22 protein-coding genes are annotated in these 23,520 nt (G+C 39.5%); 6 read left to right on the top strand and 16 right to left on the bottom strand.

Annotated elements, in window-relative coordinates; all coding sequences use genetic code 11:
* Positions 1-53 precede the first annotated feature (53 nt).
* Together MKX47_RS05570 and MKX47_RS05565 are read right to left on the bottom strand one after the other, a co-directional pair.
* Entirely contained in the window at positions 54-761 is a 708-nt protein-coding gene (locus MKX47_RS05570; RefSeq protein WP_340772062.1) for a response regulator, read from the bottom strand.
* 16 nt (positions 762-777) lie between these two features.
* Positions 778-2,376 carry a sensor histidine kinase gene (locus tag MKX47_RS05565; RefSeq protein WP_340772061.1) on the bottom strand — a complete coding sequence of 533 codons (1,599 nt, stop codon included), beginning with the start codon at positions 2,374-2,376 and terminating at the stop codon, positions 778-780.
* A gap of 101 nt (positions 2,377-2,477) precedes the next feature.
* On the opposite strand from MKX47_RS05565, the gene MKX47_RS05560 reads away from it, so the two are divergent.
* Positions 2,478-3,497, top strand: a complete 1,020-nt coding sequence (locus tag MKX47_RS05560; RefSeq protein WP_340772059.1) for a DctP family TRAP transporter solute-binding subunit — start codon at positions 2,478-2,480, stop codon at positions 3,495-3,497.
* Positions 3,498-3,606: 109 nt separating this feature from the next.
* Here the strand turns inward: MKX47_RS05560 and MKX47_RS05555 are convergent, their stop codons facing one another.
* Both MKX47_RS05555 and MKX47_RS05550 read right to left on the bottom strand, forming a co-directional pair.
* Positions 3,607-4,491: an IS3 family transposase gene (locus MKX47_RS05555; protein ID WP_340777677.1), complete on the bottom strand. Its 885-nt coding sequence runs from the start codon at positions 4,489-4,491 to the stop codon at positions 3,607-3,609.
* A gap of 11 nt (positions 4,492-4,502) precedes the next feature.
* Positions 4,503-4,796 carry a transposase gene (locus tag MKX47_RS05550; protein WP_340770128.1) on the bottom strand — a complete coding sequence of 98 codons (294 nt, stop codon included), beginning with the start codon at positions 4,794-4,796 and terminating at the stop codon, positions 4,503-4,505.
* A gap of 387 nt (positions 4,797-5,183) precedes the next feature.
* Between MKX47_RS05550 and dctA the strand changes: the two genes are divergently transcribed.
* Together dctA and MKX47_RS05540 are read left to right on the top strand one after the other, a co-directional pair.
* Positions 5,184-6,437: a C4-dicarboxylate transporter DctA gene (gene dctA / locus MKX47_RS05545; RefSeq protein ID WP_340772057.1), complete on the top strand. Its 1,254-nt coding sequence runs from the start codon at positions 5,184-5,186 to the stop codon at positions 6,435-6,437.
* Positions 6,438-6,535: 98 nt separating this feature from the next.
* On the top strand, positions 6,536-8,350 hold the full coding sequence (locus MKX47_RS05540; RefSeq protein WP_340772055.1) for a dihydroorotate dehydrogenase: 1,815 nt from the start codon (positions 6,536-6,538) through the stop codon (positions 8,348-8,350).
* Between the two features lie 58 nt (positions 8,351-8,408).
* On the opposite strand, the gene MKX47_RS05535 is transcribed toward MKX47_RS05540, so the two are convergent.
* The 9 genes from MKX47_RS05535 to MKX47_RS05495 all read right to left on the bottom strand — a co-directional run bounded on the left by MKX47_RS05535 (position 8,409) and on the right by MKX47_RS05495 (position 17,711).
* Positions 8,409-9,530: a Nif3-like dinuclear metal center hexameric protein gene (locus tag MKX47_RS05535; protein WP_340772053.1), complete on the bottom strand. Its 1,122-nt coding sequence runs from the start codon at positions 9,528-9,530 to the stop codon at positions 8,409-8,411.
* Positions 9,527-10,222 carry a tRNA (adenine(22)-N(1))-methyltransferase gene (locus MKX47_RS05530; protein ID WP_340772051.1) on the bottom strand — a complete coding sequence of 232 codons (696 nt, stop codon included), beginning with the start codon at positions 10,220-10,222 and terminating at the stop codon, positions 9,527-9,529. Before MKX47_RS05530 ends, MKX47_RS05535 begins: the two co-directional genes overlap by 4 nt.
* A gap of 130 nt (positions 10,223-10,352) precedes the next feature.
* Positions 10,353-10,682, bottom strand: a complete 330-nt coding sequence (gene cccA, locus MKX47_RS05525; RefSeq protein ID WP_340772049.1) for a cytochrome c550 — start codon at positions 10,680-10,682, stop codon at positions 10,353-10,355.
* A 237-nt stretch (positions 10,683-10,919) separates the two neighbouring features.
* Positions 10,920-12,056, bottom strand: a complete 1,137-nt coding sequence (locus MKX47_RS05520) for an acyl-CoA dehydrogenase family protein (protein ID WP_340772047.1) — start codon at positions 12,054-12,056, stop codon at positions 10,920-10,922.
* A gap of 192 nt (positions 12,057-12,248) precedes the next feature.
* Entirely contained in the window at positions 12,249-12,803 is a 555-nt protein-coding gene (locus MKX47_RS05515; protein WP_340772045.1) for a hypothetical protein, read from the bottom strand.
* Positions 12,804-12,980: 177 nt separating this feature from the next.
* The gene (rpoD, locus tag MKX47_RS05510; RefSeq protein ID WP_340772043.1) at positions 12,981-14,108 is read right to left on the bottom strand and encodes an RNA polymerase sigma factor RpoD; all 1,128 of its coding nucleotides are present in this window, start codon (positions 14,106-14,108) and stop codon (positions 12,981-12,983) included.
* 30 nt (positions 14,109-14,138) lie between these two features.
* Complete coding sequence (gene dnaG / locus MKX47_RS05505) at positions 14,139-15,971, bottom strand: DNA primase (RefSeq protein WP_340772041.1); 1,833 nt, start codon at positions 15,969-15,971, stop codon at positions 14,139-14,141.
* A 278-nt stretch (positions 15,972-16,249) separates the two neighbouring features.
* Positions 16,250-17,065, bottom strand: a complete 816-nt coding sequence (locus MKX47_RS05500; RefSeq protein WP_340772040.1) for a pyruvate, water dikinase regulatory protein — start codon at positions 17,063-17,065, stop codon at positions 16,250-16,252.
* A gap of 7 nt (positions 17,066-17,072) precedes the next feature.
* Positions 17,073-17,711 (bottom strand): helix-turn-helix transcriptional regulator, encoded by a 639-nt coding sequence (locus MKX47_RS05495; RefSeq protein WP_340777723.1) that lies wholly within the window; start codon positions 17,709-17,711, stop codon positions 17,073-17,075.
* A gap of 442 nt (positions 17,712-18,153) precedes the next feature.
* Between MKX47_RS05495 and MKX47_RS05490 the strand changes: the two genes are divergently transcribed.
* The gene (locus MKX47_RS05490) at positions 18,154-19,542 is read left to right on the top strand and encodes a glycine--tRNA ligase (protein ID WP_340772039.1); all 1,389 of its coding nucleotides are present in this window, start codon (positions 18,154-18,156) and stop codon (positions 19,540-19,542) included.
* 181 nt (positions 19,543-19,723) lie between these two features.
* Here the strand turns inward: MKX47_RS05490 and MKX47_RS05485 are convergent, their stop codons facing one another.
* Positions 19,724-20,404: an HAD family hydrolase gene (locus MKX47_RS05485; protein WP_340772038.1), complete on the bottom strand. Its 681-nt coding sequence runs from the start codon at positions 20,402-20,404 to the stop codon at positions 19,724-19,726.
* Between the two features lie 93 nt (positions 20,405-20,497).
* Between MKX47_RS05485 and MKX47_RS05480 the strand changes: the two genes are divergently transcribed.
* A complete protein-coding gene (locus tag MKX47_RS05480; RefSeq protein ID WP_340772036.1) occupies positions 20,498-20,962 on the top strand; it encodes a hypothetical protein in 465 nt (154 codons plus the stop codon).
* A gap of 63 nt (positions 20,963-21,025) precedes the next feature.
* The gene (locus MKX47_RS05475; RefSeq protein ID WP_340772034.1) at positions 21,026-21,829 is read left to right on the top strand and encodes an EcsC family protein; all 804 of its coding nucleotides are present in this window, start codon (positions 21,026-21,028) and stop codon (positions 21,827-21,829) included.
* A 20-nt stretch (positions 21,830-21,849) separates the two neighbouring features.
* Here MKX47_RS05475 and MKX47_RS05470 read toward each other — a convergent pair whose 3' ends face one another.
* Both MKX47_RS05470 and recO read right to left on the bottom strand, forming a co-directional pair.
* Complete coding sequence (locus MKX47_RS05470; protein WP_340772032.1) at positions 21,850-22,629, bottom strand: MBL fold metallo-hydrolase; 780 nt, start codon at positions 22,627-22,629, stop codon at positions 21,850-21,852.
* A 58-nt stretch (positions 22,630-22,687) separates the two neighbouring features.
* Positions 22,688-23,461: a DNA repair protein RecO gene (gene recO, locus MKX47_RS05465; RefSeq protein ID WP_340772030.1), complete on the bottom strand. Its 774-nt coding sequence runs from the start codon at positions 23,459-23,461 to the stop codon at positions 22,688-22,690.
* Between the last annotated feature and the right edge of the window lie 59 nt (positions 23,462-23,520).

The raw sequence follows: 23,520 nt of genomic DNA, 5'->3' as shown, positions 1-23,520 counted from the left end.
ATACAATAAAAGTGTCCAAGTTTAATCACTTGGACACTTTTTAATTGCTATTGTTATTCCTCGATAAAATATTGATTAATCGGACGCCCTACACTTCCATATTGAATATCGACGCGAATCATTTCGTTTTTTTCCATATAGTCCAAATAACGACGCGCTGTGACACGTGCTACGCCAATGCCTGTCGCTACATCATCAGCAGATGCACCCACTTCACATTGCTTTAAATACTTAAGTACCTTATCCATCGTTGCCCGGTTAAAGCCTTTCGGTAAATCCTGCGAAACTTTTATCACTTGCTCCTGCTCCTCGTTGATTGGCTGCCATGCCTGTCCAATCATTTCATCCAGCTCAGCCTGTGATACATCACTTGCTGATGCCATCTTTTCCTTGAATTGACGATAATGAATTAATGTTTGCTCCATCCGTTCAAACGTAAAGGGCTTCATAATATAATCAAATACCCCTAGATGTAATATTTGCTGAATTGTCTGCACATCATTCGCTGCTGTCACCGTCAAGCAATCGACATTTAAATTTTCAGCGCGAATTTGATGCAGCGTTTGGATTCCATCCTGTTCGGGCATAAAAATATCCATCACAACTAAATCCGGCTTCAGTGCTTTAATTTTTTCAATTCCTTTTACCCCATCTGATGCCATGTCTATTACTTTAAATCCTTCCACACGCTCGATAAATTGTCGATTTACTTCGCGCACCATCGGATCATCTTCTACTAACAAAACTTGAATCGTTTTCAAGCGAGTAGCCCCCTTTTTAAAAATCAAATGTCAAAATAAATGTTGTGCCCTTATTTACTTCACTTGTTATTTCAATAGTACCATTACCTTTTTTAACAATTTCATTAATTAAAAACAAACCAATTCCACGATTCGCATTTTGCTTAGTTGAAAAACCATTTTCAAATATATTTTCTAAATGTTTTTTTGGTATACCTATCCCATTATCCGCTACCATAATTGCTAGCATCCCATCATTATCATCAATCGAAATAAGAATTTCCTTATAATCTCGGTCAACCCCTACGAGTGCATCAAACGCGTTTTCAATCAGATTCCCGAACAACAGGACAAAATCATGATGGTCTAACAACGCTGGAAAATGGGTTAATCGACTTTCCTCGTCAATTTTCACATGAATTCCTAGTTCGTTGCCACGGCTAATTTTACTCAGCAACAGCCCTGAAATATTTTCATTATAAATCCGCTCGTTTAAAAATTTTGTTACTTCATCATGCTGAATTTTCACTTGCGATAAATAATCAAGCGCCTGCTGATGATGCCCGAGCTGCAGTAACCCGGCGATGGTATGCAGCTTGTTTTTATATTCATGCGTTTGGATACGGAGTGCTTGTACAAACGCCTTGACACCGGTCAACTCTTCGGCAAGCTGCTTAAATTCAGTTAAATCTTTGAATACCGCAACCGCCCCTACTGTTTTTCCATTTACCAAAATAGGAATGCGGTTACTTAAAATACTATGGTTATTCACATAAATTTCTTGGTTATACACAGCGCGACCACTCTCGACGATTTCTGGTAAACGTGTATCGGGCAGCACATCATAAATATAGCTACCAATGTATTTTTTCGGATTGCCGCCAACGCCTAAAATTCGGCTCGCCTTTTTATTGAAAATCGTAATGACCATATCTTTATCGACCGCAATAATTCCTTCATGCATTGCGTTAAAGGTTTCGTTGCGTTCAACATATACCTTCGCAATTTCCTGAGGCTCTAGACCAAACATTTGGCGCTTAATATGTCGCCCTAACGTATGCGCACCCCAAATACTAAATAAAATCGACAATGTAACTGTTACAATGATTTCATTCATATTTTGCTTCAGTATGTCTAAAAATGTAGGCAGCGCAAAGCCTACAACAACGACACCAATTTGCTTTCGTGCATCATTCAGTATCGGAACAAATGCGCGCACCATTTTCCCTTGTTCCCCAATGGCTTTTGAAATATAATAATTTTCACTAAATGCAGCCTCAATATCGGTCGAGTAGCTTTTTTTTCCTAGCTGGTTTGGTGATGGATGGGATAACTTGATGCGATCCATATTCATCACAACAATATAATCCGCTTTGTTAATCGTTTTAATATCGTTTATCGTTTTTTGAATATTCGTTTGAGCAAGCTGTAAATTTTCTTGATCTAAATGTTTATGAATATCGGGTAAATCCGAAATGGTACGAGCAACGAGCATAGCGCGCTGCCCGAGTGTTTCTTCATTGTTTTGTGCTAAATTGCTTATTAATAAAATGCCTGCAACTAAAAAAGAAAAGGCGATAATGAAAAAAGTCAGTAACACAATTTTCCTATTCATCGTTAATTGTTTCGTTTTCATTTTCTGCCTCCTTTTTTGCTATATAATATAACAAACCGATTCGATTTGCAGTCAATTTTACAAATGGTTTTAGAAATTCTTAGAAAAAAGAGGCGATTATTTTGCGTTTTTATATTATGACAGCTGTTATAACGATTGTGGGACTCATCATTTCCATTTCATTTCGCTTTGACTTTTGGAATCAGCATGAACTGCCATACGATGAAGAGCAAATCGGTCTTGATGATCAAATTGTCATCAACTTTAGCCATGTCGTTGCTGAAAACACCCCAAAAGGCCTTGCTGCAAGTAAATTTGCCGAGCTCATTGAGGAAAAATCGAACGGCAATATGATTGTTCAAATTTACCCAAATGGGATTTTATACAATGACAAAACCGAACTTGCTGCAGTACAGGAGGGCGATGTCCAAATGATCGCTCCAACGATTTCAAAAATGACTGAAGAGCTCCCGTCATGGCAAGTGCTAGACCTTCCTTTTTTGTTTGAAAACGATGCGCAAGTTTATGAAGTGTTGCATGGTCCTTTAAGTGACCAACTTCTAAAGGAATTAGAATCCATACATATCCGTGGACTTACATTTTGGCATAATGGCTTTAAACAAATCGCAGCAAAAAATGGACCACTGCTGGAAGCCTCTGATTTTATCGGTTTAACAATGCGTTCCATGCCTAGTAAAGTACTCATCAAGCAAATTCAATTATTACATGCCGATCCGATTGTCACTTCGTTTAATGATTTGTACGCATCGATTCAAAATAAAAATATCGCGAGCCAGGAAAATACGATATCTAATATTTACTCAAAGGGCTATTACACGATGCACCCCCAAATTACATTATCGAATCATGGCATTTTGGCCTATAGCATTTTGATGAATGAGGATTTTTGGAACAACTTAACGGCGCAACAGCAGCAAATCATCACCGAATCCATCGATGAGCTTCAGCGCTGGCAGCATGATGCAGCAGTCAAACTCAATGATGAAAATTTACAGCAGCTTCAACACTCTAAACAAGCACAACTCTACACTTTAACGGATGAACAGCGTAACAGTTGGATTAAAGCGCTGCAGCCGATTTATCAATACTATGAGCAACAAACATCAAAAAACTGGTCTTAAGTCAATAAAATGGACATAAAAAATCGAGCGTTTTAGTACTACCGCCCTTCGGTTGGTCTGGTAGTCGTATCGTTAACCTCCAAATTGGAGCTTAACGATACAACTACCTCTAAGCAGATTTTGAGCGGCTAGATGTGTTTTTTGGGTTGTTGATTCGCTCATATTGATTCGGAGACACATATCCCAATGTTGAGTGACGTCTTTTCTTGTTATAAAACTCAATGATATAAGCTTGAACTACTTGTTTGGCCTCGTGTTTTGTTTGGAATCGTTGACGATAAATACATTCTTTTTTGATGGTCGAATGGAATGACTCGATACAGGCATTATCATAAGGATCGCCTTTTTTACTCATGCTTATTTCCATCTGATATTCTTTTAATAGGTTGGTATACGCGTTTGAGCAGTATTGTACCCCTCTATCGGAATGATGAATGCAACCTGCTGGTGGTTTTCTTATTAGTAACGCTTTTTCCAATGCCTCTAAAACCAAGGCTTCTTTCATGTGGTCAGCGATTGCCCAACCAATAATTTTACGTGAGTATAAATCCATAATGCTCGCTAAATAAAGCCATCCCTGCATCGTCCGTATATACGTAATATCCGCCACCCACACTTGATTTGGCTCTTTCACATCGAAGTCACGCTTCACTAAATCAGGATAAATAAAATGGTCGTGATCGGAATTGGTTGTTCGTTGATATTGTTTAGGAATGACAGCACATAAACCGAGCTCTCGCATCAAATTCGCTATTTTCTTTTGAGATAAAACATATCCCCATTCTTGTAAGTCCTTTCGAATACGAGGGCTACCATATGTACCATAGCTTTCATGAAAGGATTGATGTACCTTTTGAGTAATTTCAATTTCTCTCTCTTCACGTTCAGTTAGGGGGGCAGATTGTTTCTGAAGCCAATTATAGTAGCCACTTTTGGAGACACCAAGTACGTTACACATCTTTACAATCGTAAATTCACCTACATGTGCTTGAATAAAGGTATAAATTACGGCTGGTTTTTCGCAAAGATGTGCATCGCCTTTTTTAGGATCGCATTTTCCTCCTCAAGCGCACGCAATTTCTTTTCATAATCATTTTGCATTCGTTTTAACTCTGTCGGTGTGACATACTGAATACCCTCTGTTTCGGCTGCCTTTTGATCACGATATTCTTTTACCCAGCGTCGAATAGAAGATTCTCCAATCCCTAACTCATAGGCTAGTTGAGTGGCTTTTTTCCCTTCTTCCACTACAAGCTTTACGACATACTCTTTGTACTCTGGTGTGGGCCTTTTACTCATTTTGAACACGTCCTTTAATGTATTAGTCTTATCATACATACGCTCGCAATTACGTGTCCATTATTTATACTAACCTCAAAACTATTTGCAACAGCTTCAAGAAGAACTTTCAGCAGTACAATAGATGAACAAAATGAACAAAACTATGCTACTTATGAAATTTAAGTAGCTTTTTTGTTTTGTTATAGTACAAAATCAAATGCTGCGATGTCAGTAATATAACAATAAAATCCCTTATGTATCAACAGTTCCCGCATTTTTCGGTCAACATTGAACAAAATGAACGATAAGTTTTTTATTATCAAAATAAATATTTTGAATAATCATACGTTATCATTGCCAATGTAAACGTTATCATATAAACCATTTCTTTAGGGGGCTTCAATCGTGAAATTATTAAAAAATCTAACGGTCCAAGTTATTATCGCGATTATTTTAGGGATCATCGTGGGCGCAATTTGGCCTGAATTCGGCGCAAGCTTAAAAATCTTGGCTGATTTATTCATCAAATTAATTAAAATGTTAATTGCACCAATTATCTTCTTAACTGTTGTTATTGGTATCGGTGGCATGGGAGATATGAAAAAGGTTGGGAAAATCGGAGGGAAAGCATTACTTTACTTCGAAATTGTTTCCACAATCGCCCTGGCAATCGGTGTTCTTGTTGGTGTTCTTGTAAACGCAGGCGCTGGGATTGATACGTCAAAAGCGGCGGATGCGGATATTTCGAAATATACAGAAGCTGCAGATGCAAATAGTGAAGCTGGCTTAGGTGGCTTCATCTATGATATTATTCCAGAAAACTTCGTTGGTGCCATTGCAAGTGGCGCTTTACTACCAACATTATTTGCGGCTGTTCTATTCGGTATTGCTGCTGCATCTCTAGGTGAAAAATCTCGTCCGGTTATTACATTCTTTGAGCAAGTTTCTGAAATCTTCTTCAAAATTGTTGGCATCGTGATGAAATTCTCGCCAATCGGGGCATTCGGGGCAATGGCCTATACAATTGGTAATTTTGGTTTAGAGTCATTAAAATCACTAGGGCTGTTAATGGCGGCCGTATATATTACGATGTTCCTATTCATCGTGTTCGTACTTGGCTCCATTGCCAAATATTATGGCTTCAATATTTTCCGCTTCATCGCGTACATTAAAGAGGAAATCTTTATCGTAATTGGTACATCATCTTCTGAATCAGCATTACCAGCAATGATGCGCAAGCTAGAAAACTTAGGCTGTGGCAAGCAAGTTGTTGGTTTAGTTGTTCCGACTGGCTATTCGTTTAACTTAGATGGTACGTCCATTTATTTATCCATGGCGGCATTATTCATTGCGCAAGCTTACGGGGTTGACTTATCTTGGTTAGAAATTGCGACACTTTTAGGGGTATTAATGATTACTTCTAAAGGGGCAGCAGGTGTAACAGGTTCAGGTTTCATCACATTAGCTGCAACACTTGCGGCATTCCCAATGGTTCCACTTGAAGGGATTGCGTTATTAATCGGGGTTGACCGCTTCATGTCTGAAGCACGTGCTGTTACGAACTTAATCGGTAATGGTGTGGCATGTGTCGTTGTATCCAAATCAGAAAATGATTTTAATGAAGAAATGGCAGCAAAAGCCATTCCTACAAAAGCATAATATTCAAACAGCACTTCAATTTTGAGGTGCTGTTTTATTTTCCCACTATTTCCTATGGTACACTAAGAACAAATGAATTCATCGGTGGTGAAACTAGTATGCCTGATTGGTCCTATCATCCTCTAAAAAAGACCGTGCTTTCTAAACTTGATGCCAATAAAAGCCGGCAATTGATCCATGCAAGCATGCGAAACGTTGCGAAAGTTCTCGGTGGCAAATATGTCATTGAATTTTTAGGCCATAATCAAACAAGTCCACTTTTACAGGAAACATACAATAATACGCTTTTCAAATCGCCAGTTGGGCTGAGCGGTATAATGGATCCTCAGCTTACAGGAACGCCCGCCTTCCAAGAGCTTGGCTTTGGTTTTATTGAAATTGGACCGATTGTTTTTCGTGCATCAGCAGAACAAATTTCGCCGATTTGGTTAGATGGACAAATTGCTTTTTCAACATCTGCTGAAAAAGTTCCATTGAAGCAGGCATTGCAATTAGTCGGAAATCATGGGTTTCATGTTCCACTTTTTGCCCGACTCGATATTAGCTTGACGACACAGCAGTTACAGGCATGTCTTGAACATTTAGCACCTTTCGTTGATGGATTTCTGTTGCATACACAGCATATCAATCAATTGAAACAAGCTGTTGGTATCCCTATCCCTATCTATCAAATTATTTCTGCTGAACAAATTACTAATTCGGTTCAGTTAGCTCCCTCTGTTCAAGGCGTTTGTATTGATGCACCCTTTACAACGACAACTGACCGTCTAGTTGAACAAAAGAATAGCTTACAAGCGCTACAACATGGACTACAAACTCTGAAAAGAGATTATCCACATATACCGAGAATGACAACTGGGGGCATTTACAGTCCAGCAGATGCTGTCGCCTTAAAAGAAGCTGGAGCGGATTTAATGATGCTTACAGAGGGTTATGTCCAAGTCGGGCCGGGGTTGCCAAAGCGTATCCACGAAAAATTTGTAGATCAGTTAACACCAACTCCTCCACCGCAGCAATGGCTTTGGTCTTTTCTTTTCGGACTTGCCATTTTTATTGGTGGTGTTATCGCTCTATTTTTTGCACTAAATACCGTCATCTTACAATATGATGAACGATTTATCGGGCTAACCCGTGAGCAATTGAACTTCGTAAACCCTAAAATTTTGGCCTTTATGGCACATGACCGCATGTCGCTCGCAGGAACGATGATTTCAGCTAGTATTATTTATATGGCACTTGCTTATTTTGGGTTGAGGCGAGGGTTGCACTGGGTAAAAGTGACCTTTCACAGTGCGGCAATCATCGGTTTTTTAGGCATTTTGTTATTCATTGGCTATGGTTATTTTGATTGGCTCCATGGGTTGTTTTGGTTGGTACTTCTCCCAATTTATCTGATGAGTTGGCGTGAGGGAAAAAATCTCAAAGCCAGTCCGCAAAGCTGGCATGACACAAATGACCTTGCATGGACGCGTTCTGTTTATGGTCAATTTCTATTTGTCGTACTCGGTTTTTCATTATTAATCGGTGGCTTGGTCATTTCAATTATTGGGATTACAAGCGTTTTTGTGACAACGGATATTAGCTTTTTATGTATGGATGCATCTACATTACAATCCATTAGCAATCGTTTGATTCCTGTTATTGCCCATGACCGTGCTGGCTTTGGTAGTGCACTTATTAGTGTGGGCATCCTTGTACTTTGCCTATCACTTTGGGGATTCCGCGCTGGTGAACGCTGGCTTTGGTATACATTACTACTTGGTGCACTCCCTGCATTTATCGCTGGAATTGGCACACATTTTGCCATTGGCTACACAAGCTTCATTCATCTTGTCCCACTGTATTTTTTAGTCGTTCTTTATTTACTCGGCTTAGTATTGTCCTATTCGCATTTAATGCAAAAGTCAAAATAATGTTACAAATAAAAAAGTTGTTCATTTCGGATAATCAAAATGAACAACTTTTTTGCTTTTAAATAAATTGAAATGGCTCTGTATGAATTGTCGATTGAATAAATGTTACTTGTAATTTCTTATCCGCACATAAAGCGGCCATTTTTTCTGCTACCCCTTTAATCATTACCTTCTCCACATGATGTCCTGGGTCAACGATGCTTAGACCACTCACCTCTGCATCTTGTGCCATATGGAAGCCGATATCCCCTGTTACAAAGACATCTGCACCTGCAAATTTTGCTGTTCGAATGTATTTGTTGCCGTCTCCACCAACAACCGCTACCTTTTGAACGGTGCGATCCAATGGTCCAACAACGCGCAAGGCAGGTACATCTAACTGTACCTTCACAAACTCTGCAAATTCAAGCAGCGTCATCGGCTCTTTTAATGTTCCGATGCGCCCTAACCCTTGCTCATTTGTCGATAGCTCCATCGCAACTAAATCATATGCTGGTTCTTCATAGCTATGCGCATTTAACATCGCTTTTAATACTTTATTTTTTATCGATTGTGGGAACACAACCTCAATTTTTTCTTCGGGCTCTACATGCAAATCGCCTACTTCTCCAATAGTCGGATTCGCACCTGCTAATGCACGGAAGCGCCCCTCACCGGCAAGTGTGTAGCTACAAGCCTCGTAATGGCCGATTCGTCCAGCTCCGGCTTTTGCTAGTGCCTCTCGCATCGCTTCACTCTCAGCAGCTGGAACAAATACTGCAAGCTTCATCATTTTCTCTTCATAAGAGCGTTCTAAAATTTGACGATTTTCTAGCTGTAAAGCATCAGCCAGTAAATCATTAACCCCACCTGGCGCCACATCTAAATTTGTATGCGCTGCGTAAACCGCGATATTGTTTTTCAAGCACTTTTCGTACAATGCTCCTTGTGGGTTATCGGTACGTAAATTCGATAGCTTCATAAAAATTGGTGGATGATGGGCAATAATTAGCTCACAGCCCTGTGTGATTGCCTCATCTACCACCTCATGTGTCACATCCAGCGTAACGAGCACCTTAGATACTGCTTTATTTAACGTACCAATCGCTAAACCAATCGGATCATTTGGCATACACGCATATTTTTTGGGTGACCATGCTTCAAAAAGTTGAATGATTTCGTTACCGTTTACAGTCTTCATTGAATCGCCTCCTGCACGAGCGCAATTAAATGCGTTAGTTCTTCATATTTCGCTTTATTTTCTTCGGTTTGTTCAGCATTGCGAATGGCTTGCTGCACACGCTGCCAGTTTGCGACTTCTCGAGACCATTTTTCCACGAAGACCGCACATTTTGTATTCATTAGCTTTGGTCCCATTAAAATTTGTGCTTCATTTAAATCCATCGAACCACGCTGTAATACAAGCACCTCATATACTTTGCCGTCTTCTTCTAAAATGACCTCGTCTTGTAAAGCCCAGCCATGTGCTAATGCCCATTCTCGAATGGCTTTTGCATGAATATTCGGCTGTAAAATTAATCGTGTCACCGTTTTTAATGCTTGTGGGTGTTTTTCTAAAATCGATACGATTAAGGGGCCGCCCATACCAGCAATTGTAATCGCGGTAACATGATCTGATTCTTCTACCGCTGCAAGCCCATCCGCTAGGCGCACCGTAATTTTTTCCGTTAAACCCTCTGTGCGCACTTGACGGACAGCAGAATCATATGGACCTTGTACGACTTCACCTGCAATTGCCCGTGCCGCAATTCCCTTATGTACTAGATAGCATGGTAAATAAGCGTGGTCACTGCCAATATCCGCTACAACGGCTCCTGTTGGTACAAACGATGCCACCGTTTCCAGTCTTTTTGAAAGTTTTTGCGCGTTCATATTTCAATTTCCTCTTTTCTTTATGACAAATTACTCTCATTATATATAAAATTTGCCGACAAGTCTCGCGCAAGTCCATTTCATCAAAAAAAGTGCAGAAATAGATTACTCTACTTCCACACTTCGACAATTATAGACCTGAAATATACTCAGCTACAGCTTGAGCTTCTTCTTCAGTTTTTAAAATAGCAGGCATTGAACCTTGACCTTTTAACGCCACCTCTTGAATATGAACAGCATCTAAACCTACAATAGATGGACCCATACCACCAGTTAAATCACCGCCGTGACAAGAGATACAGTTCTTTTGAGCTACCTCTTCACCGCTAATTTCAGCTGTTTCAGCTTGACCCTCATCCGCACTGTTTTTATCAGCAGCACCCTCAAATGACATGAAGAAAATTAGACCGATACCGAATACCATGATAAGAACGTAAGGAATTAGTGGATTGTTTTTCATTGAGTTCCCCTCCCTCATTAATTATTCTATTTCTTGTGGATAAAAAAGTAGAAACTTTTTAAGTCCATCCACATCAGAAAAGCCGTTATTTCGAGTCATTTAGACACGAAATATGTTTTTCTAACTAAACCAAAGTCTAGTAAACAATTCTAATTGTACTTGATTCTGTAAAAAACGAAAAGACCTACGCAACAAGTTTTACTAGCTTTGTAACAATTTTTCCATTTTTATTACACATTATAAGATATGTCTTGCAATCACCATTTTTTGAACTTCCGAAGTTCCCTCACCAATTTCGAGTAATTTTGCATCTCGCATAAAGCGCTCTACCTCATATTCTTTCATATAACCGTAGCCACCATGAATTTGAATCGCTTCATCACATACTTCCATCGCCATTTCAGAAGCATAGTATTTCGCGATTGCTGCCTCTTTGCTAAAAGGTCGCCCTTGATCCTTTAACCAGGCCGCCTTATAAACAAATGTTCTTGCTAGTTGAATCTTTACCTCCATATCAGCCAGTTTAAACTGTGTTGCTTGAAATTCAGCCAGTGACTTGCCAAACTGCTTTCGTTCTTTTGAATATTGAATCGCCTTATTTAACGCACCTTGCGCAATTCCCACTGCCATTGCGGCGATTCCAATTCGGCCACCATCGAGCGTTGTTAAAAATTGCTTAAAGCCATTGCCACGAACACCGAGCAAGTTTTCTTCTGGAACATGCACATCCTGTAAAATCAATTCCGTCGTATTGGAGGCATGTAAGCCCATTTTTTCGTAATCCGATTTAATCGAAAATCCTGGTGCATCAGTTGGTACAATAATCGCGCTTATTTCTTTTTTGTCTCCATCTCGATTTGTTATAGCTGTTAACGCGAGATGCTTGGCATAACTTGCATTTGTAATGAAAACCTTCGTACCATTTATGACATATTCATCATTGCGAAGTGTAGCCGTTGTTTCAGTCCCCCCTGCATCTGAACCCGCATTAGGCTCGGTTAAACCAAATGCGCCAAAGGATTCCCCTGTACAGATCGGCACTAAATATTTTTGCTTTTGCGCCTCTGTACCAAATAAGTTCAGTGGTGCTCCACCTAATGAAATATGCGCCGAATACGTAATACCCGTCGATGCACAAACACGGCTCAATTCCTCCGTCACAATTGCAAAGCTTATTGTATCTGCTCCCGCTCCGCCATATTGTTCTGAAAAGGGTAAGCCCATGATGCCCATTTGCGAAAGCTCGTTGAAAATTGCAAGTGGAAATGCTTTTGTGCGATCACGTTCTACCGCTCCTGGTGCGACCACCTCATCTGAAAATTCCCGAATCATTTTCTGTAACATTGCTTGCTCTGTCGATAAATCAAAATGCATTGTATTCATCCTCTCAACCAACGTAGTTTACAAGTTTATTGTAATCTAAAAATCTTATTTTTTACAGAAAATATACGTATTTTAGAGAATTAAATGGGATTTCATTAATTTCTTGATATTCAATTTTTTTTTAATGATTCTCAAAAAAACTCGTTTCAAATCCGTTATTTAGAAATGAAACGAGCTTCTTCATTATAATAAATACACCCATGCCCCCATAATAACAATGACGCCGAGCACACCTGAAATCGTGAAATAAATGATCCGCATCATGATTCCGCTTATTAACCAAAATATACAGTTTACAAGCAATAGCATATACAGCATTTCATTATTTCCATCAAAATACGTTGTACAAATTTTTAAAGTCACGCCAAGTGCGGATAATGCCGTCGCTAATTGTAGCATTATTGCTAAAATATTGTTTTTCTTCGCAAAATAGATTGCTCCAACTAAGCAGCAAGCAGCGAAAACACCTGCAATGGCAATAACAACCCATTCATATTGGATCGTGAAAAGCAATAAAACGATGACCGCGGCGACAATTGGAAAAAATGTGGCGATGCTAAGCTTCTTACGTTTTTCGACACTTTTTATCGCATTCTTTGTTTTCCCTTCAATTTCCTCATTTTGATTGCCCTCTGAATAGAGCGTCATTAAAAAATCGCAATAGTGCTCAGGCAACAACTTGTTTTGCTTCCAAAATGTAATCTCATTCATAATGATTTGTTTCTTTTGATTTGACATAACTACGCTCCAAATCTGTCTTTTATGTATTTGTTACTACCTTTTATTGTAAGGAAATAAGTAGCGCACGACATCTGTAAAAAGTAACATCGTCTTTTTTTAAGCGTAATACTTTTTTGCTATTTTTATGTATAAAAAAAGATGAAGTCACCGTTGTGCTTCATCTTTTTTTCATTCCTATTCTAAGAAATCTTTTAGACGTTTTGAGCGAGATGGGTGGCGTAATTTGCGCAATGCTTTTGCCTCGATTTGGCGAATACGCTCACGTGTTACACCAAATACTTTCCCTACCTCTTCTAATGTGCGTGTACGACCATCGTCTAAACCAAAACGTAAGCGTAATACATTTTCTTCACGGTCTGTTAATGTGTCTAACACGTCTTCTAATTGCTCTTTTAATAATTCATAAGCCGCGTGATCGGCTGGAGATTGTGCTTCTGAATCCTCGATGAAATCACCTAAATGCGAATCATCTTCTTCCCCGATTGGCGTTTCAAGTGAAACGGGCTCCTGCGCGATTTTTAAAATTTCACGTACTTTTTCAGGTGTTAAATCCATTTCTTCTCCGATTTCCTCTGGAGATGGTTCGCGCCCTAAATCTTGAAGCAGTTGACGCTGTACACGAATTAATTTGTTAATTGTTTCAACCATGTGTACCGGAATACGGATTGTACGCGCTTGGTCTGCAATGGCACGCGTGATCGCTTGACGAATCCACCATGTTGCATAAGTGGAGAATTTGAATCCTTTACGGTGGTCAAACTTTTCAACCGCTTTAATAAGACCCATATTTCCTTCTTGAATTAAATCTAAGAATAACATACCGCGTCCTACGTAACGCTTGGCAATCGAAACAACAAGACGTAAGTTCGCTTCTGCTAAACGCTTACGTGCTTCTTCGTCACCTTGCTCAATACGCTCTGCTAAACGAATTTCTTCTTCAGCAGAAAGTAAATCTACACGACCAATTTCTTTTAAATACATACGAACTGGGTCATTGATTTTAACGCCCGGAGGAACACTTAAATCATTTAAATCAAAAACTTCTTCGCTTGATTCCTGCTTCGAAAGTGCTTCTTCTTCAAATTCTTCTTTACCTTCAACTGTTACATCACTTTTTTCGATTTCATCTGCAAAGTTGAAAATTTCTTCGTTTTCCAATTCAAAAAATGCGAGTGTATCTGAAATTTCTTTCATTGAAATTTCACCAACTGATTTTGCTTTTGCTAATAGTTGTTTTTTAATTTGCTCTAACGAAACACCATTTACCTTCATATCTTTTGAATGTTTTGACTTGTCCGCCATAAACCTTCCTCCTTCTAAAAACAAATCGCGTTAAATGCCCATTTTTATTTTTCTGCTAAGGTCAATAATTTGTTGGGCGATTTCAAGAGCCCGTCTATGTTCGTGCATCTTTTCCGCTTCTTTTTGATTGTGTTTTAATTGTTCAATTTGTAATTCTAGGCGACGCTTTTCGATTTGCTTTAGGCAATCCGTGATTTCGGCTTCACCATGTTCAGGATCACGATCAATATAAGCTGACTCCATTACAATTTTGCGCAGCTCAGCGTCGTTTAACACCTCGACAAAACGGTGAAAATCTGCCATTTCATATTCTTCGTAAAAACCGATTAAACGGACAAAGACAGCTAAATATTCCTCGTGAATGAAGGGCTCATTATTTCCACTTTTAAGCACCCTATTCACAACATTTACATCATGCAGCATATGCGCTAATAGCAAACGTTCAGCGCGATCCGTTGCATCTCTTTTACGCTCTTGCATCGAGAGTTCACTTGGAGGCGTTTGTAGCACCGTTTGACTTCGCTTTTGCTCTTTGACAGTATCTGCCGTTAATTTTCGCAGCTGTGCACTAATCGCTTCTGGTGAAATATTGGTCTCTGCTGCGATTTGACGAATATATAAGTCTCGTTCGGTTGGGGAAGTATTACCTTTTAAAGTTTCTAATACTTCCTGAATATATTGCAATGTATCATTTTCAAATTGAAAGTTTTTTCCGCGCTTTGCATACATCATCATAAATGCAATATAGGCATGCGGCTTCTCAATAATTTGATCTTTAAAAACTTCAGCACCGTTAGCTCGGATAAATTCATCCGGGTCAAGCTTATCTGGTAAAACCGAAATTTCCACTTTCAATTGCTCTTCGTGAAGCATTTGCGCTGCACGTTTGGCCGCCTCAAAACCAGCATTATCACCATCATAGCAAACTGTAACTTGCTGCACTAAGCGTTTAAGCTTTGTAATATGCTGGGATGTAAGTGACGTACCCATCGTGGCAACCGCATTGTATACCCCTGCACGATTCGCTGCTAATACATCAATAAAGCCTTCCATTAAAACTACTTGTCTCGTTTTACGAATCGAGGCGCGTGCTTTATCTAAGTTATAAAGCACCTGACTTTTGTGGAAAATAGGCGTTTCTGGGCTATTTAAATATTTGGCATCGTCGCCATCTGAATTTAAAATTCGACCAGAAAATGCAATTGCTTTGCCATTTTCATCACGAATCGGGAACATAATCCGTCCCCTAAAGCGATCAAAATAACGACCATCACTCTCTTTATGAATGATGAGCCCGCTTTCTGCCATCTCCTCTAAATCAAATCCTTTACGATCTAATAGTATAGACAGTGTGTCCCAATTTGGCATTGCCCATCCTATTTGATGTGTTTCAATTTGCTCGCGTGTAAATCCTCTTTCAAGCAAGTAATTTAACGCCGGCTCGCCATCTTCCGTATTCATTAAAATATGATGATAAAACTCTACCGCAAATGCATGTGCTTCTCGCATTTGTTGCTCTTTTTTTGAAAAAGGGTTGTTTTCCGTCTGTTGTTCGCCTACAAGCTCCATCTCGAGTGGAATGCCTGCACGCTGGCTTAGCTTTACGAGTGCGTCTGGAAATGGAATATGTTCAATATCCATAACAAAGGTAATGGCGTTTCCGCCCGCACCACAGCCAAAGCAGTGGAAAATTTGCTTTTCTTGAGAAACTGAAAAAGAGGGTGTTTGCTCCCCATGAAATGGACATAATCCAAAATAGTTGCGCCCTCTTTTCGTTAACTGCATATAGTCACTTATGACGTCGACTATATCAGACTGTGAGCGAATCTGCTCAATCACATGTTCAGGTATTTTCCCAGCCACTTTATCACCATCTAAGATATTTCGAGATGAGTTATAAAAATCCTCTAAATTTCGACAAATTTTTAAGAATAATTATTGTATCTCCCTTTAAATAATATTTTTACCACAATTTTATTATTATAAAACAAAAAGGTCTATACTGCTATATTTTTTTGAGAAAACAATAGAAACTAGATGTAGAATACCATAAATTCTGCATAGATAAGTATCTCTAATGATTTCGCTTAAAACCTTAAAAAAACCTCCTCACAAAAAGAATTCCGAGGCGGTTTTTGCAGTTATTTACATTCTCGTTCATATAAGTCAATAATTTTATGTGCCGTCTCTTCCACCGCACGATTGGTAACATCAATGGCCTGACAACCAATTTTATCAACAATACTATAAAAATAGCTAATCTCTTGCTCAATTCTTGCTTGCTGCGCATAAAAGGCATTTTCTGTAAGACCTAATGTAATCAGACGCTCTTTTCGAATATTATTTAATTTTTCCGGTGTAATGACCAAGCCAAAGCACTTTTTCGGATCGATTTGCATCAGTTCTTCCGGTGGTGTGACTTCGGGCACAAGGGGGACATTCGCAACCTTATAGCTTTTATGTGCTAAATATTGAGAGAGTGGCGTTTTGGATGTCCGCGAAACACCAATGAGTACAATATCTGCTAATGGGATACCGCGTGGATCTTGTCCATCATCATACTTCACCGCAAATTCAATTGCTTCGATTTTTTTAAAATAATCATCATCCAATTTATGTACAAGTCCTGGTCTTTGTAATGGCGCTTCCCCTGTTGACGTTTCGATTAAATCAATCATGGAGCCTAATAAATCGATTGCTGGAATTCGTTGCTGCTGCGCGAGCTCTTCCATCGCCTTACGCATCTCTCGCGAAACCAATGTAAAAATAATCGTCGCCTCATTTAAGGCCGCAATATGGACAACCTTTTCTAGCAACTCACGATTATTAATATGAGGAAACTTACGAATTCTTACACTTTCAAAATTTGGACGGAATTGGCTAATTGCTGCTTTTGCTGCTGCTTCTCCCGTTTCACCGACAGAGTCTGAAACAACAAATATCGTAATCTTTTTCATCGTACACCTATAAATCATGCGTATCAGCTAGTGAAATAAAGGCACGCGTGATATTTGTTTTGGTTACTCGACCAATTACATGGATTCCCGCCTCCGTTTCTTTTACTACTGGCATGGAATCAATCTCACGTTCAATTAATTTCTTCGCTGCATCTACTAAAGTATCTGAATTTGTGCAATAGGCAATATTTGGCATACGCGTCATAATCATATGCACAGGGATTTTATCTAAATCTTGAGACCCGATACTCGAGCGCAATAAGTCTTTTCGTGATAATACGCCTTGTAGGATTTCCTCACGATCAATGACAAATAATGTTCCGACATCTTCAGAAAACATATGAATTATTGCATCATACACTGTCATATGGTCATGTACGACTACTGGGGATGCTTGAAAATCCTTTACTTTTAGGTTAAGCATGGACTCGGTTAGTGCTACTGCTGATTTTTTCCCCGCATAAAAATAGCCGACACGTGGTCGCGCATCTAAAAATCCTGCCATTGTTAAGATTGCTAAGTCTGGTCTTAAGGTTGCGCGTGTTAATCCAAGGCGTTCGGCAATATGTTCGCCCGTAATAGGACCATTTTCTTTTACAATTTGCAAGATCGCCTCTTGACGTTTATTGAGTTCTATTAGACTCACCCGCTTCAAAATAATGTTATACTTATTCATGAATTATTATATACTATATTGTTCTATATTGCGAAGAAAAGAATCTTTTGCTACAATATGAGCGAACAAACAAGTTGTTCAAACATCTAACTTCATACGTAAGCGATGACGGGGAAAATAAGTATCAATTTTATTTTTAGCGAGTGGGGATGGTGCAAGCCCACACAAATTGAGAAACGGCACCCTTGAGCTAATTTTTTGAAAGAGGTTTTTATTTCATATAAAAACAAGCGGGGTGGAACCGCGGGTAAATCACATTCGATGCACTCGTCCCCGGGCATAACTTTTGTGCCCGGAGACGGGTGCTTTTTATCTTTATTCATTCAATACTTTATATTGGATGATTATCGATATGCCTTAAGACATTATGACACTAAGGCAAAATAGAATTTTTATTTAGGAGGAATTTTTCATGGCAGAAAAATCAATGGAAACAATTGTATCATTAGCAAAACATCGTGGCTTCGTATTCCCAGGTTCAGACATTTACGGTGGTTTAGCAAATACTTGGGATTACGGTCCACTAGGTGTCGAATTAAAAAACAACGTAAAAAAAGCTTGGTGGCAAAAATTCGTTCAAGAATCTGAGCACAATGTAGGTCTTGACGCAGCCATTCTCATGAATCCAAAAGCTTGGGTAGCTTCTGGTCACGTTGGAAACTTCAATGACCCAATGATCGACTGTAAAGCATGTAAAGCGCGTCACCGTGCCGACAAATTAATTGAAGATGCATCATTAACAAAAACAGGTAAAGAAATTATCGTCGACGGTATGACATTTGACCAAATGAAGGCGAAAATGGAAGAGCTAGAAGTCGCTTGTCCAGACTGCGGTAAAATCGATTTCACAGACATCCGTCAATTCAACTTAATGTTCAAAACGCATCAAGGTGTAACAGAAAGTTCTTCAAATGAAATTTACTTACGCCCTGAAACCGCTCAAGGGATTTTCGTGAACTTTAAAAATGTGCAACGTTCAATGCGCAAACGTACACCATTCGGTATCGCACAAGTAGGTAAATCATTCCGTAACGAGATCACTCCAGGTAACTTCACATTCCGTACACGCGAATTCGAGCAAATGGAATTAGAGTTCTTCTGTAAACCAGGTGAAGACTTAGAGTGGCACGCTTACTGGAAAAACTTCTGTAAGGATTGGTTATTAAACTTAGGCATGAAGGAAGATTCTATGCGTTTACGTGACCACGAAGAAGACGAACTATCTCACTATTCTAATGCAACAACAGATATCGAATTCCGTTTCCCATTCGGCTGGGGCGAGCTATGGGGTATCGCAGACCGTACAGATTACGACTTAAAACAACATATGGAGCATTCAGGTGAAGATTTCACTTATATTGATCCGATTACAAATGAGCGCTACGTACCATACTGCATCGAGCCATCATTAGGTGCAGACCGTGTAACTTTAGCATTCTTATGTGATGCTTTTGAGGAAGAGCAATTAGAAGGTGATGATACACGTACAGTATTACGCTTCCACCCTGCTTTAGCACCATTCAAAGCAGCCGTATTACCATTATCAAAAAAATTATCAGAAGAAGCTGGCGACGTATGGGCTGACTTACGAAAAGCCTTCCCAGTAGATTTCGACGAATCACAATCAATCGGTAAACGCTACCGTCGTCAAGACGAAATCGGTACACCATTCTGTATCACATACGACTTCGATTCAAAAGAAGACGGTCAAGTAACAGTCCGCCACCGCGATAGCATGGAGCAAACACGCATGCCGATTGCAGAGGTAAAAGCTTATATTGAGAAGCACTTACAATTCTAAGTAACAGTTTATTCGAAAAGGCGTGTTCTGCTAGTGGGTTACGGTGCTTTAGCACGGTAACTCCGAGCACCTCACGCATGCCAATTGCTGATGTTAAAGCTTATATCGAAAAACACTTACAATTTTAAGTTAAAGCACAAGAAGCTGCTCTCCCATTTAAGGAGAACAGCTTCTTTTTTGGTTATTGCATCAGCACATCACGTAATTGCGGTACGGTTTGCACAATATAGGTTGCTTGAGCTTCGGCTAATTCTTGCTCCGAGCCATATCCATAGGTTACCCCCACACAATCCATAGCATTTGCCTTCGCGCCGATCATGTCATATTTCCGATCACCAATCATGATACATTTTGAAGTTTCGTAGCTCCCCAATTGGCGAAGCCCCTCTTCAATAACTTCAGCCTTTAGAGTACGCGTACCATCCAGTTCACTTCCAATAATCCCATCAAAATAACGTGCAAAATCATAGTGTTCTGCAATATTTTGTGCAAACACAGTCGGCTTTGACGTCGCAATTACCAGCTTATACCCCTTCGATTTCAGCTCAGCTAATAACTCAGCCATTCCTTCATACACCGTATTTTCATAAATCCCTGTTGGTTTATAGCGCTCTCGGTAATAGCTTATCGCCTCATTTGCTTGTTGTATACTAAAGCCGAATTGCTCCTGAAATGAAAGCTGTAACGGAGGACCGATAAAGCTTTCCAACGTATCACAGTTTTCCACTGTCACGCCCATTTTCGCTAACGCAAATTGCACACTTTTTGTAATGCCCTCTTTCGGATCAATAATGGTTCCGTCCAAATCAAATAACACCACTTCGTATTTCATCATGCCACCATCCTTGCCAATTTCGTTCAATTACTATGCTACTACACTTTTTATCTATTTTTGTGAACAAAATGAACAAAAATGAGTTATAATTTTCTGACAACGATGTTTGGAGGGATAAAGATGTTTTTTCAATTGAAGGAGGCACCTAAAAAAACACTGGATACGTACGATAAAATCTCCGAGCTTGTACGCGCTATTCTTGATTTCGAATGTCCCGATCATCGCGCGAATCATCATATTTTATATAGCGCCAATTCAAAGCTTGAAAGCTATCGTGAGGCACGCGATTTCTATCGTCGTTTTGATAATCCCAGTACCTCCATCGGTCAATTTAGTCGTGACGCTTATCAACTTGCAAATCAAAAATACAATCAGCTGTACACGATAATTCGCGGCTATATGCACTTAAGCGATGAAAAACAGCGCGAGCATTTTAACCATCATTTTCGTTTTTCAAAGGAAAAAATTGATGCGATGTATACATTATTTTCAAACAAAGAACTTCATAAACAGTTACAACTTGAAGCAGCGTTTTATCAATGTTTAAAAGAAGATATTACACCACTTTTAACACAATTCGAATAATATTTTGAAACCATCTCAGCCTAGAAACGTATAGTAACGAACGCGTCCAACAGGAGGGCTACTATGGAATCCAAAGAACAGCTACAACAATACTTAACGGAAATTCAAAAATGGGAGCAAGATCAAAGCGGGCTCTGGTTTTGGGAAAAGCTCGGTCGTCTCCCTTTTAAGCTATTAGATAAACTGACACCAAAATTTGTACAAGAAAAAATTGCCTTATTAATCGACGAACTAGTAAGCTACGTTCAAAATGGAGGCAAATATTTAGTCAGCCAACAAGCCATGATACGCCATATTCAAAAGCATACATTACACAATGTCACTTCCCTTGAAGACATTCAGCAAATGCCGCTAAGCGATATGGTGGAGCTCAGTGCAAAACTACAAAAAAATCGCGCAAATATGGCGACTGTTCAAGGTGCTTCCACGGGCTTTGGCGGCATTTTCACACTAGCCATAGATATTCCTGTTATTTTAGGCATTGCATTAAAAACCTTACAAGAAATCGCGATGATTCATGGCTATGATCCGAGTGAAAAACAGGAACGCATTTTTATTGTCAAATGCATTCAATTCGCTTCCTCAGATATCGTCGGTAAAGATCAAATTTTAAAGGAGCTAACAACAAGCTTCGAAAACGCCCAATCTGGTGAAAATATGATGTCACAATTAAAAGGCTGGCAGGAGGTGTTTTATACATATCGCGATAATTTCGGTATGAAAAAACTATTCCAAATGATCCCGATTGCCGGTATGATATTCGGCGCCTTTATTAATAAATCCATGATTCATGATATTGCCGAGGCAGGCATCATGCTTTACCGAAAACGCCGTGTATTAGAGCGTTTAAATAAGGCTACCGAATAAAAACAAGTGCTGTAAACATCTTACAGCACTTGTTTATTCGCTTCATGCAACGCCTTTAACGAGCGATAAAAAGAATACCTCGCTTCTAATGCCTGTTCTTGATTCATGCCTTGCTGAAGCTTTATTAAATAATCCAGAGATTCCTCTATACGATTTTCCATTTCTAATGTGTCCGTTGTCGTCTGCCCATGTCCTGGAACTAACGCCTGCACACCAAACTGTTCCAGCAAACTCTTTGCCTTTTGTAAAGTTGATTCATATGCCAATAGATTATTCACTAACGGAAATTCGACATTTGACAAATAATCTCCTACAAGCAATATACCTAGGGGCTCGACAAACGTAAAAATCCCGTCCTCTGTATGGCCTGGCGCCAAATAAAAGCTACATGCGATATCCCCAAGCACTTCTCGTTGCCCATCTTGTCGAATCACAATATCAATAGTTGGATAAATTATCGGGTAATCACGCGTTATATAATATTGTGCATCAAAATCCTTAATATCATTAAGCGCCTTTTCCTTATCCACAAGGTCAACAAACGCCGCACTCGCAATTTTTATCGCCTGTGGAAATGCCCCAGCCGCAATAATATGATCGAAATCACTATGCGTAAATAGCACATATAGTTGACGATTTCCTATCCTGCTTTCTACAAAAACCTTAATTGCTTCAACCTCATGAGGCAGCCAATTCGGGTCTGTGATAATCATTGCTTTTTCTGTTTGTATGACCGCGGATGTCGTCTGATAAAGTGCACTTTGAAATACCGTCAAATGCTCATTTTGAAATTGAATCATCGAAATTCTCCATTCTTAAGTAAAAAAGCCAGTCACATAAATTGACTGGCTCAATCTCTTATTCTTCTTTTTTCGGTTTCGGTTGTAGTAGCGGTGTTCGCTCTAATTGCTCAATGAAACTTCGCGATTTCAAACGAATGCCTGTCTGCTCTTCATAAATCGTTGTGACAATTTTTTTTATAAACTGCTTCGTTTGTGGCTTTAATTCTAGCTTTCCAACCTGCTCAATCGGCACCGTATAAAACATGCGAATCAACTTCAGTTGAGTCGGTGATAAGCGGATAATATAAGGATCTAAATGGAAACAGCGATGACATAAAAAGCCACCTTGTGGGAATGAAAAGGCAAATTCTCCATCCACCGCACCACAGCCTGCACATGCATGTAGAATCGGCTGTACCCCTGCATACGGCAGCATCTTCCAATCAACAAATAGTGTAATCGCTTCTGGATCATGGCCTTCCTCAATCGCATTTAATGCCTGGAGTAATACCTCAAATGCATGTGGTACGGGCCCGCTTTCTTCCACTAAACGATCCACCAATTCTACAATATAACTCGCATAGGCGGTTGCCATAATATCCGTTTGAATATGGCGCATTGTATTAAAATGCTCACCTTGCTGCATTGTCCCCATACCGGTTGTTCGCTGCACTAAAAAGGAGCCATGCATAAAGGGCTGTGTAACCCCCGCTAATCGGCTTGTTGGTTTTTTTGCACCACGCGCCATACAAGCTACCTTGCCAGCTTCACGTGTCATTAACGTCACAATTTTATTTGATTCACCGTAAGCACGCGCTTTTAAAATGATGCCTTCCCATTTATGTAGCATCGTTTGCACATCCTTTACTGTCTTTCGTAGTATTCATTATAATGCATTTGGACGCTAAA

The organism is Solibacillus sp. FSL R7-0668, assembly GCF_038006205.1.
GTDB lineage: Bacteria > Bacillota > Bacilli > Bacillales_A > Planococcaceae > Solibacillus.
Note: the sequence above shows the minus strand (reverse complement) of the source record. Positions and strands in the feature narration are given on the sequence as shown.

Bases quoted from the DNA above. Each gene is read 5' to 3' on its own strand.
- MKX47_RS05565 (WP_340772061.1), bottom strand. From the start codon at position 2,376: ATGAAAACGAAACAATTAACGATGAATAGGAAAATTGTGTTACTGACT.
- MKX47_RS05550 (WP_340770128.1), bottom strand. From the start codon at position 4,796: ATGAGTAAAAGGCCCACACCAGAGTACAAAGAGTATGTCGTAAAGCTT.
- MKX47_RS05540 (WP_340772055.1), top strand. From the start codon at position 6,536: ATGCCTGATTGGTCCTATCATCCTCTAAAAAAGACCGTGCTTTCTAAA.
- MKX47_RS05535 (WP_340772053.1), bottom strand. From the start codon at position 9,530: ATGAAGACTGTAAACGGTAACGAAATCATTCAACTTTTTGAAGCATGG.
- MKX47_RS05530 (WP_340772051.1), bottom strand. From the start codon at position 10,222: ATGAACGCGCAAAAACTTTCAAAAAGACTGGAAACGGTGGCATCGTTT.
- cccA (WP_340772049.1), bottom strand. From the start codon at position 10,682: ATGAAAAACAATCCACTAATTCCTTACGTTCTTATCATGGTATTCGGT.
- MKX47_RS05520 (WP_340772047.1), bottom strand. From the start codon at position 12,056: ATGCATTTTGATTTATCGACAGAGCAAGCAATGTTACAGAAAATGATT.
- MKX47_RS05515 (WP_340772045.1), bottom strand. From the start codon at position 12,803: ATGTCAAATCAAAAGAAACAAATCATTATGAATGAGATTACATTTTGG.
- rpoD (WP_340772043.1), bottom strand. From the start codon at position 14,108: ATGGCGGACAAGTCAAAACATTCAAAAGATATGAAGGTAAATGGTGTT.
- MKX47_RS05500 (WP_340772040.1), bottom strand. From the start codon at position 17,065: ATGAAAAAGATTACGATATTTGTTGTTTCAGACTCTGTCGGTGAAACG.
- MKX47_RS05490 (WP_340772039.1), top strand. From the start codon at position 18,154: ATGGCAGAAAAATCAATGGAAACAATTGTATCATTAGCAAAACATCGT.
- MKX47_RS05480 (WP_340772036.1), top strand. From the start codon at position 20,498: ATGTTTTTTCAATTGAAGGAGGCACCTAAAAAAACACTGGATACGTAC.
- MKX47_RS05475 (WP_340772034.1), top strand. From the start codon at position 21,026: ATGGAATCCAAAGAACAGCTACAACAATACTTAACGGAAATTCAAAAA.
- MKX47_RS05470 (WP_340772032.1), bottom strand. From the start codon at position 22,629: ATGATTCAATTTCAAAATGAGCATTTGACGGTATTTCAAAGTGCACTT.
- recO (WP_340772030.1), bottom strand. From the start codon at position 23,461: ATGCTACATAAATGGGAAGGCATCATTTTAAAAGCGCGTGCTTACGGT.